We start from the raw sequence: 11,874 nt of genomic DNA on the forward strand, positions 1-11,874 counted from the left end.
ATGAATCAAGGTGAAACGCAGCTTGTTCCGATCAGCGAATCCTCTGAGCTGGAAATATTGCGCAATCTTGTCCCTCTGTATCTTCACGATTTATCGGCATATTCACAAGAGCTTAGGCCGAATGAGCAGGGGATATTTGAATATGAAGGATTGCATCTGTATGGGCAGGATGAACGGCTGAAAGCCTTTTTGATTTACCACGAATCCCGGGTCGCAGGTTTTCTGCTGCTGAATCAGCCTCCCTATACGGCCCAGGATGTCGATTACTGCGTGAACGAGCTGTTCATTCTGAAAGGCTGCAGGCACAAGGGGATTGCCCGGGCTGCCGTTCAGCAAGTATTGCGGCAATATCCGGGCAAATACTTGATTTTTCAATTGGCAGGCAACGCGCAGGCGATTTCCTTCTGGAAAAAGGTGTATGACCTTAACGGGATTCATTTCTCGGAAAAAGAAGAGTTATATGATGGCGAATTATGTAATTTTCAGCGATTTGAGACGGGGCCGAGTAGCTTGAGAAGGAGCATTCAGTATGGAAAAGGAAAATAGTCAATTTACGGGATTGGAAATTGCTATTATCGGCATGTCCGGAAGATTCCCTGGGGCCGCCAATTTGGAGCAATTTTGGCATAATCTGAAGCATGGTGTTGAATCTATCACTTTTTTTACAGATAAGCAGCTTGAGGCTGCCGGCGTATCCAGGAATATGCTGCAGAATCCCGATTACGTCAAGGCCAAAGGGCTGCTGCAGGATTATGACTGCTTTGATGCATCGTTTTTCGACTATGTTCCTGCCGATGCCGAGTTGCTGGACCCCCAGATTCGCCTCTTTCATGAATGCGCATGGGAGGCCTTGGAGGAAGGGGGCTACGCATTGCCCGATTCTGATCTGTCTGTAGGTGTGTACGCCGGGGCATCGTCCAATCTGCTGTGGGAGGCAACCGCCTCGCTGGCAGAGCTTGCTCCCGAATCCAAACAATTTGCCGACAGCCAGCTGACGGATAAAGATTTTCTCTCGACACGGGTGTCCTATGCCCTCAATCTGAAAGGTCCCAGTGTAAGTATCTATACTGCCTGTTCCACGTCCCTGGTGGCCATCCATATGGCCTGTCAAGGTTTGCTTAGTGGAGAATGCCGCATGGCACTGGCCGGAGGAGTGACGGTCTCACTTCCGCAGGAAGGCGGTTATCTGTTCCAGGAAGGCATGATTCTGTCTCCGGACGGGCACTGCCGGGCTTTTGACCACCAAGCTGCCGGAACGGTGGGCGGGAGCGGAGCAGGAGTTGTGCTGTTAAAAAGATTGGAAGATGCGCTGGCGGATGGGGACCCCATTCATGCCCTGATTAAAGGATCAGCCATCAATAACGACGGGGCGGGCAAGGCGGCCTTTTCCGCTCCCAGCATAGAGGAGCAAAGCCGTGTCATCCGCTCAGCCATGCTGGCCGCAGAGGTGGAGCCGGACAGCATCAGTTATGTGGAGGCGCATGGTACAGGCACTTATATCGGAGACCCCGTGGAGCTTGAAGGGCTGCGCCTGGCGTTTGACGGTGTGATTCCCGCATCCTGTGCCATCGGCTCGGTCAAATCCAATATCGGCCATCTGGACTGTGCCGCCGGAGTAGCCGGGTTCATCAAAACGGTGCTGGCGTTGAAGCATCGCACACTTCCGCCGACATTGCATGTAACCCGTCCGAATCCGCAGTTTGACTGGAATACGAGCCCGTTTTATGTCAACACACAGGAGCGGCCATGGACAAGCGTCAAGGGGCATCCCCTGCGTGCCGGTGTCAGCTCTTTTGGAATCGGAGGTACGAATGCCCATGTGATTTTGGAGCAAGCCCCGCTACCGACAGAGATCACTAGTCGTCAGCATCGCGGTAAGTCCATGGACACACAAGCGGAGACGTCGCCGGTGCTTCTTCCCATATCGGCCAAGACGCCTGCGGCCCTGAAACAGACCGCCGAAAATCTGGCCCGCTACCTGGCGGAGAATCCGCACGCCTCTCTGGAAGATGTGGCACACACGCTCGTTCATGCCAGAGCGGAATGGAAGCATCGCGCTGCGTTTATTTGTCACAGCCGCCTGGAGGCGATTGAACAACTGTACGCCTTTAAAGAGTCCGGTACATCGTTCCCGGCAGCCGGCTTCATGGAGGAAGTTCGTGAACGCTGGCTGGCCGGTGACAGCATCCGCAGGCATTATCCGCACCTTTTTGCCGGAAGTATGCTGCATTTGCCGACCTATCCGTTTGCGAAAGTACAGTTTAACCGCCAGCTTGAACAGTACAAGCAGCTTATGGCGGCAGGCGGCCTATCCGCCCGTGCAGGGAATTATGAAGGCATTGAACGGGAAGCCCGGCCGCAGAAAAACGCGGACCTCACCAAGTGGCTGTATGTGCCCGGTTGGTCCAGGACATCCAGGGTCAGCCATACGCTCGACAAGCGCACCCTAGAACGGCTCAAGGAGAGCGTGTGGGTGATTGCTCCCGATGCTTGCGGAATTAGCGGGCATATGCTGAAGCTGCTTGAGGAGCATAACGCAGAGGTATTGGTCACAGGCCCGGACGCAGCATGGACATTGCCGGACAGCAATACCAAATCTCTGAAAATCCTGCATCTGGCGAGCCTCACCCCTGAAATGCATCCAGCGCTCGACCAGGCACGATTTCAGGTTTTGCAGCAAAACGGCGCCTACCGTCTGCTTGACCATGTTCGGAATGTCCATAAGGTCAAGGGTACCGTTGCGGCAGATCTTATCGCGGTGACCAACGGGATGCAGGAGGTGACGGGCACGGAGCGGATTCAGGCTGCGCATTCCACGCTCAAGGGTCTGGCGCTGGTCATTCCGCAAGAAAATCCGAATATTCGCTGCACGGTGGTGGATCTTGATGATGAGCTGTCTGCAGAAGCCGCGCATGCTTATGCCTGTGCCCTTCTCAACGAGGCCGTTCATATAGAGTCGAGCCCTGAGCCATTTGTCGCTTACCGCCAGCAGTATCGCTGGATTGCAAACTATGCGCCTGCTCCGTTGCCGGCCCGGCCGAACGGGCAAAGCGAGCTGCGCCCTGGCGGCATCTATTGTATAACCGGCGGGTTCGGAAAGATCGGCCGCGCACTTGCAGAGCATTTTGCCTTGCGATACGGGGCACGGGTCGCTTTGCTGGGGAGAACAGCCATTCCGGACAAGCGTACATGGAAGGACATTGCTGCCGGGCAAATGCACGTTGCCGAAGAACGGGTAGGGAGCCTGATCGGCTGGGCGCAAACGCTTGAGCAGAGTGGAGCAGAGATCATGCTCCTGACGGCGGATGCTGCGTGCGAAGACAGCCTGCGGGAAGCATTCGCCCGTGTTGGTGAGCATTGGGGACCCGTCAACGGCATCATTCACGCAGCCGGCCTGACGGATGGAGCGACATTTGAAGCGGTCTCCCGTCTGGATGAAGAGCTGCTGGAGGAACAGTTCAGGTCCAAAGTGTACGGCGTGCTGGCCCTGGAACGAGCTGTTGCAGATTTGAACCCAGATTTTTGCGTTCTGTTTTCTTCGTTGTCAGCGGTGCTTGGCGGAATTACCTTCGGCGCTTATGCCGCCGCGAACAGTTTTCTGGATGCTTGTGTATACAGCCCGTCCTTTCGGCAAGGACGGTGGATCAGCCTGGGCTGGGACGGCTGGAATGTCGGAGGAGAGCATGGTACGGACTCCGCAACGAATGATCCTTTTTTGATGGAGATTGATGAAGGGATTGAAGTATTGGAACGGGTGCTTCTGACGAAGGAAGCCGGGCATTTCATCGTCTCTGTGGCAAATCTGGAGCAGCGCAGGAGTCGTTGGGTTACCGGGCTGCGGGTGGAAAGGGAACAGGCAGCGCCTGTGCGCAGCAATATCAAGAAGCTTCCGCGTCCGCCGCTTGCTGTGCCTTACAGTGAACCGCAGAACGAACTGCAGCGTCAGTTAACGGATTATTGGGAAAATTTCTTCGGCATTGAGCAGATCGGTATAAACGATGATTTCTTCGAGCTTGGCGGAGATTCACTCAAAGGCGCAACGCTGATTGCCGGTCTGCAAAAACAGGGGCTTGCGCTCCCGCTCAGCGAGCTGTTCCAGCATTCCACCATTCGCGAGCTGGCGGAAATATGGACCGGGGAATCCGCGATAGCCCCGACCGTTGCCCAAGGAGAATCGGAATCGGAGCTGGCGGGCCTGTACCCGCTGTCGCCTGCACAGACCCGCATGTATTTCATGAGCAGATATTACGAGCAAGATACCAATTATAACATTCCTTCTGCTGTAACCATTGCCGGGCCGCTGGACAAGGAAAGGGTGGAGCAGACCATCCACACCTTGATTCGCAGACATGATAGTTTGCGCACCAGCTTTGAAATGCGTGAAGACGAGCCTGTTCAGCGCATCCATCCGGCCTCGGAAATCCGGTTTGACCTTGCTTACAGCGAGGCAGCATTGGAGCAGATCGAAGCAAGAGCTCACGAACTGATACAGCCTTTTGATCTGGGACAGGCACCGCTGCTGCGGGCACAATTGATCCGCCTGGAAGAGAATCGGCATCTGCTTTTTATGGATATGCATCATATCATTTCGGACGGCGTGTCAACCGGCATTATTATGAAGCAGTTTGTTGAGCTTTATGATGGAAAAGCATTGGAAGCACCGACCCATCAATATAAGGATTATGTGCGTTGGTTACAGGGAATCTCACCGGCAGTCAGGGAGCGGCAGCAGCAATTCTGGCTCAACCGGTACCAGGGGGGGCTGCCCGCCTTGCGTCTCCCTGTCCTGATGGAGTCTGGCCAAGGCGGGAAAACAGACGCAGACAAGCTTCCGTTTATATTGGATCAAGATACAGTCCGAAAACTGCAAGCCTTGTCTTCCCGGCACAGATCGACGATGTTCATGACGCTGCTGACGTTATACTATGTATTTCTGTCCAAGTATACCAACCAGCAGGACATCGTCATCGGAACGGCCTCCGCAGGCAGGCAGTACGAACACGCTGACAATATTGTAGGCATGTTTGTCAATACGCTTCCGCTGCGCAATTTTCCGGCAGGCAGCAAACGTTTTACGGATTTTCTGGAGGAAGTCAAATCTAATGTGCTGCAATCGTTTGATCATCAGGAATATCCGTTTGAGGAGCTGCTGCAGCAGCTTGATCTGGAACGGAGCCCTGACAGACAGCCGCTGATGGAAACGATGTTTGTATTTCAAAATATTGATTTTCATGCGCAATCCGGCTCTTTGACATTTGCGGGCTATGACCTGCCGAGCACCTCTTCCAAGTACGACCTTATGCTTGAGGCCAAAGAAATGAACGGAGAAATCCTCTGCTTGTTCCATTACCGCGTTCAATGCTTTGACCGTGCTTATGTGCAGCAGATGGGCCGGCATTTTCAGCATTTGGTGCAGCAGTGTCTGGCTGATCCGGAACTGGAGCTGCGTCAGCTGCGGCTGATGACTTCGGAAGAAGAGGTTCGTTTATTGCAGTACACGCATCCCTATCTGTGTGAATCGACCGGGCAGACGGTTCAGAGCCGGTTTGAAGCTATGGCGGAGCGGTATCCGGATCGTATCGCGCTTGTGCTGGAGGATAGCAGCTATACCTATCGAGCCTTGAATGAGCAGGCAAACCGGGTCGCGCATACGCTGATGTCGAATCTGCCGCAGCAGGAAGCCATTGTGGCCATTGTAATGGAACGTTCGGAACAGCTTGTATCCGCCATTCTCGGCACGGTGAAAGCCGGGGCTGCATACTTGCTCATTCAGCCCGATCTGCCGGAGGAACGCATTGCTTATATGTTAAAAGACAGCGAAGCGGCAAGGATTATCACCACACCGGAGCATGCCGGCAGGCTGAAGGGTTATGGACCGGAGCTGCTGCTCATGGGGAACGATGACTTGGCCGCCTGTATGGAAAATCCTGCGCCGGACGTGTCGCCGGACCGGCTTGCTTATGTAATGTACACATCGGGCACTACAGGCAAGCCCAAGGCGGTGATGATTGAAAACCGGAACATTGCCAGGCTGGTACTGCCGGAAAATTATCGTCTGCTCATCCAAGGAGGCCGGGTTCTGCAGACGGCATCCATGATGTTTGATGCCTTTACGCTGGAGCTGTGGGGAACGCTCACCAACGGGGATACGCTCGTGATGCTGAATGAGCACATCATTCAGGATGCCCGTACATTCAGCACTGCGTTGTCCGATTACGGCATCACAGACCTGTTCCTGACGACTTCGCTGTTTCATTATTTGGTGATGCAGCAGCCGTCGTCGTTTGCAGCGCTAAAGACTGTGATTATCGGAGGCGAAGCCGCGTCTGCGCATCATGCGCAATTACTGCACCAGGCTTGCCCCGCTACAGTGTTAATCAACGGCTACGGTCCGACGGAAAATACGACATTTTCCACCTTGCATACCGTCAAGCGGGGGACGAAGGCACCCGTTCCAATCGGAGTGCCGCTCTATCTGTCCCAGGCCTATGTCGTGCATCCGGAACAGATAGACCAACTGCAGCCTCCCGGAGTGGAAGGAGAGCTATGCGTTGCCGGGCAGGGTGTTGGCAGAGGGTACTGGAAACAACCGGAGCTGACCGCCCGTAAATTTGTGCCCAATCCATTTGATCCAGGCAAGCTTATGTACCGGACCGGGGACTTCGCCAAGTGGCTGCCGGAAGGAAGCTTGCAGTTCAGCGGCCGGATGGACGATCAGGTCAAGATCAGGGGCTACCGTATCGAGCTTGACGAAATCCGTGCCTGTATGCTGGAACACCCGGATATTACAGGGGCGGCCGTCATTGTGCTTGATCGTGAAGCCGGGCGTGAGAAGGAGATCTGCGCATATTATACCGCCGGACAGACGGAATTGGCTCAAGATCAGGTCCGGAACTTTCTTGCCGCAAGACTGCCGCGTTATATGGTCCCTGCTTTTGTGATCCGTCTGGACGTGCTGCCCTTAACCTCCAACGGAAAACTGGATCAGCGCGCATTGCCGGACCCGTGGACACAATTGCAGGACTCCGCTGCGCTGCTGACCGAACCGGTAACGGCCATGGAACGGCGGCTGGCGGCCATTTTCGCCGCTGTGCTGGGGCTGGATACGGTGGGCAGGGACTGCAATTTCTTTGATTGGGGCGGACATTCGCTCAAGGCTATGCAGCTTGTCAGCCGGGTGCAGCAGGAGTTCAACCTGGAGATGAAGCTGAAGGATCTGTTCCGGTATCCTGTGCTGCAGGAGCTGGCTTTGCAGCTGGAAGAGCGAGCGGAACATGTAACGGAAGAGCAAGAGCCGCTTCCCTGGGCGCAAGCTATTCAGTCTGTTGTGCAGCAAGAGGATTACCCGCTCTCGTCCGCCCAGCAGCGATTATTTATATTGGAGCAGTTTCAGGATATCGGAACAAGCTACAATATGCCTTTTGTGCTGCGGCTTGAAGGAGAGCTGAATATTGAGCAGGTGAAATTCGTTTATACAAGCATGCTTGAGCGGCATGCCGCCTTGCGCACGTCATTTCATTTGACCGCAGATCGTGGACCGGTGCAAAGAGTAGCCCCGGTAGAGTCGCTCCAAGCAGAGGTAACGCTATACTCAAGTGAACCGGAAGACCGGCAAGCTGTTCATGACCTGATTCAACAATTTGTCCGGCCTTTTGCTCTGGATGAGGCTCCTCTCGTTCGGGTAGGCATTGTACGGCTGCAAGCTCGCCGGCATCTGCTGATGGTGGACATGCATCACCTGATTTCGGACGGGGTCTCCATGGACATCTGGGTGGATGAATTCATCCGGCTGTATACAAACGATGCTCTGGAAGCGTCGCAACTGCAATATCCCGATTATGCCGTCTGGCAGCAGCAGCAACTGCATTCGGGGATATTGGAACGGCAAAAAGCGTTTTGGCTGAATCAGCTGGCAGGTCCTTTGCCTGTGCTGCAAATGCCAACTGATTGTGTGCGCCCTGCTGTTCGCAATTATGCCGGCCGTCAATACAGCTTCACGCTTGGACAAGAGCTAACCGACAAGCTCAGGTCCTGCAGCCGGGAGCATGGAGTTACGCTGTACATGCTGACCCTGGCGGCATACGGTGTTCTGCTCCATCAATATACGGATCAGGATGATCTTGTCATCGGCACTCCGGTTGCGGGAAGGAACCATGCAGATTTGTTCGGTGTGGTCGGCATGTTTGCCAACACGCTTGCCATCCGCTGCCAGCCTGAGGCCGGGAAAACGGCTGCTGATTTTTTACAGGAAATCAAGCACATCACGCTGCATGCATTCGAGCATGCAGATTACCCGTTCGAGGAGCTGGTGCAGGCATTAAACGTGCCCAGAGATACAAGCCGCAGCCCGGTATTTGATACGATGTTTTCCTTGCAGAATGCTCCGACCCGCACGCTGCAACTTCCGGGGCTTTCCTGTGAGCCGTATGGCTTTGAAACGAACCAATCCGCCTTCGATCTGTCACTCCAGATTCATGAGCAGCAGGATCGGCTCGAACTGTTTATGGAGTACAGCACCCGTCTGTTCCGGGAGGATACGATTCACAGGCTGATGTGTCACTATTGCAATATTCTGCAATTCATGGTTACACAGCCCGAGGCTCTCTTATCCGCAGCGGACATGCTGACGAATGAGGAAAAGCAGCTGATTTTACATCAATTCAACCCGGCAGCAATCGACAGAGAACAGCCTGCCCCGACCATACCGAATCTTGTTGAGCGCCAGGCTGCACAAACACCAAATCGTCTCGCTGTTCATCACGGAGAGGAGCGGCTGACCTATCGGGAGCTTATGCAAAAAGGAGATATGCTGGCCCGTCACCTGACAGGGCTGGGTGTGACTGAAGGAAGGACTGTCGCCATTTTGATGTCCAATTCGTCCGCCATGATTGTCTCCTTGCTGGCCATTCAGCGCATGGGGGCCATATGTTTGCCGATTGACCCGGAATATCCCGAGAAACGAATCACATTCATGCTGCAGGATGCAAATGCTGTCCTGTTGATCACCGGCACCGAAACCGGCGTTCCTCTCGCCTGGACGGGACCAACCTTGCGGATGAGCGGCTCTGAAGCTGTCAGGTCCAGCCTGGAGCAAGGCGATCCGCGCGGCGGCGTGTCTAACACATGGCCTGAAACGGGAACACCGGGGGATGCTCCCGCATGGCTGCCTGATCGCAGTCAGCCGGGGTCCATTGCTTATGTGCTGTATACATCAGGAACAACAGGGCAGCCCAAAGGGGTCCAGCTTTCACACCGGAATCTGGCTCATTATGTGACAACTTTTAGCGAAACCTTCCATCTGGAGCCGGATGACCGGGTGCTGCATCATTCATCCATTTCATTTGACACATCCATTGAAGAAATCTATCCGGCGCTGGTTACTGGAGGTTCCGTGCATATTGCTGCGAAGGATAAGGCGCGTCATATAGAGAGCCTGGCAGCGCTGATTGAAGAGCGTTCCGTAACGGTCATCTCCGCTTCTCCGGTGATGCTGAGTGAGTTGGACCGGCATCTGCGGAATCATCGGGTCCGTCTGTTCATAGCCGGAGGAGATGTGCTGAAGAAGCAGCATGTTTCCAGACTGATGCAGAACGCCGAGGTGTACAACTCTTATGGCCCTACGGAAACGACAGTATGTGCAGCCTACCATCGCTGCCAGGACAGTGATAGCGATAGCATGCCCATCGGGAAACCGATTCCGGGCTGCCGGATTTATATTCTGAACCGGAGCGGCAAGCTTCAGCCTCCGGGCATTCCGGGAGAGCTCTGTATTGCCGGGGCCGGAGTAACCCAAGGTTATCTGGGCAGGGAGGACCTGACGGCGGAGAGGTTCATCCCCGATCCACACGGGACTGGACGCATGTATCGCACTGGTGATCTGGCCAAATGGGATGAGCAAGGAAATCTGCATTTTCTGGGACGGTTGGATCAGCAGGTGAAAATTCGCGGATACCGTGTGGAGCTGCAAGAGATCGAAACGGCTTTGCTGCAAATCCCCGGGGTAAAGGAAGCGGTCGTACTGGCCAGAGCGGACCAGCATCACTTTCAGCGGCTGCAGGCCTTCCTGGTGTCCGATATTCAGCAATATCCGGGGCAGATCCGGGAGCGCCTGCTGCTGGATCTGCCGGAATATATGATCCCCGGCCAGTTCATCGTGCTGGACCATTTGCCTTTGACCCACAACGGAAAAGTGGACAGGCACAAACTGGAGCAGGAGCATGAACATATACAGGCAGCGGCACAGGAAGCCAGAGCGGTGGAGCCGTCTAATCCTGTGGAGGCCCGGTTGCATCACATATGGAAAGAGGTTCTGAATGTGCACGAGTTGGGCGTGCAGGACAACTTTTTTGAACATGGAGGCCACTCGCTCAAGGCTACAAGCCTGGCGGTAAAGATTCGGCATGAGTTCCGGCTGGACTTCAATCTCCAGCACGTATTCCAGTATCAGACCATCGCAGAAATGGCTGATTTTCTGAAATCAAGCCTGGCGGTTGCGCAACTGGACGACATCGTGCCGGCCCAGCAGGCTGACCATTATCCGTTATCCTCCGCGCAAAAACGCATGCTGTTATTACATGCGGCGGATGAAACGAGCACCAGCTACAACATGCCGATGGTGCTGGAGGTTGCAGGCAAGCTGGACGAGAAGCGCTGCCGGGCAGCGCTGGCACAATTGATCGGCAGACATGAAATTTTGCGAACCTCCTTCCATTTCATTGATGGCATGCCTGTTCAGAACATTCATGATCGGGGAACAGCGGAATGGATTGAAATCGAGGCCCAGCAGGACGAAGTGGATGCCATCATTCAGGAGCATATCCGGCCTTTCCGCCTGGACCAGCCCACCCAGCTGCGGGTCTGTCTGATCCACACCGGCGAACATCAGGCGGTATTGGTTTTCGATATCCATCACATCATATCCGACGGTGTGTCACTTTCTATTTTGATTGCGGAATTTATGGACATTTATATGGGAAAAGAACTGCCGGCCTTACAAGTGCAATATAAAGACTTTGCGGTATGGCAAAACGAGATGCTGTCCAGTCCGCAGATGCAAACACAAAAGAACTACTGGCTGGCCCAATTTGAAGATGAAGTTCCCGCTCTGAAGCTTCCATATGACTATGAACGTCCAAAGCTGCAAAGCTTCAGCGGAAGCTCCATCTCTTTTGAAGCAGGCGCGGAGTTAAATGAACAATTAAAGCAGCTTGCCTTGAGAACAGACACAACGTTATACATGCTGCTGCTTGCAGCCTACTACGCCTTGCTGTACCGCTATTCGGGGCAGCGGGATATCGTGATCGGCTGTCCCATTGCAGGCAGACAGCATGAACAGGTGGAACGTTTGCTGGGTATGTTTGTGAACACCTTGCCCTTGCGCATGCGGATTCACGGAGACTGCAGGTTTGAAGACCTGCTGCAGGGGGTAAGACAACGCACTCTGGCTGGCTACGCCAATCAGGATTATCCGTTTGATGATCTTGTCGAACAACTGGATTACCGTCGTGACCTCAGCCGCAATCCGCTGTTTGATACCGTGCTGGTCATGCAGAATATGGAGTCGCCGCCGGCGATTATTCCTGATACGCAATTCCAGGCGCGGGATTATGAACGGAACAGCACCATGTTTGATATCCGCTTTGAGGTGACCGAGGCTCACGAGGGCTTGCAATTTACGATGGATTATTGCACCAGCCTGTTCAAGGCATCCACCATTCGCCATATGACCCGGAATTACATGCACATCCTGCAGCAGATTGTTCGCAACACCGGAGTGGAGCTGGACCGGATCGAGCTGGAGCATGGTTATACCATTCGGGAACGGCAGGACTGGCTGGAGAGCATTACTTTTGATTTCTAACATGAGGTGTACAG

Annotated in this window: 2 protein-coding genes; both read left to right on the forward strand. The window is 54.2% G+C overall.

The window, feature by feature from the left end; all coding sequences use genetic code 11:
• Positions 1–546: a GNAT family N-acetyltransferase gene (locus ACE5LO_RS12345; protein ID WP_375520330.1), complete on the forward strand. Its 546-nt coding sequence runs from the start codon at positions 1–3 to the stop codon at positions 544–546.
• Positions 530–11,860, forward strand: coding sequence for a type I polyketide synthase (locus ACE5LO_RS12350; protein WP_375520331.1), 11,331 nt, complete (start codon positions 530–532; stop codon positions 11,858–11,860). Before ACE5LO_RS12345 ends, ACE5LO_RS12350 begins: the two co-directional genes overlap by 17 nt.
• The last annotated feature ends 14 nt before the right edge of the window (positions 11,861–11,874 follow it).

The organism is Paenibacillus medicaginis (genome assembly GCF_042138635.1).
In the GTDB taxonomy this organism is placed as follows: domain Bacteria; phylum Bacillota; class Bacilli; order Paenibacillales; family Paenibacillaceae; genus Paenibacillus; species Paenibacillus medicaginis.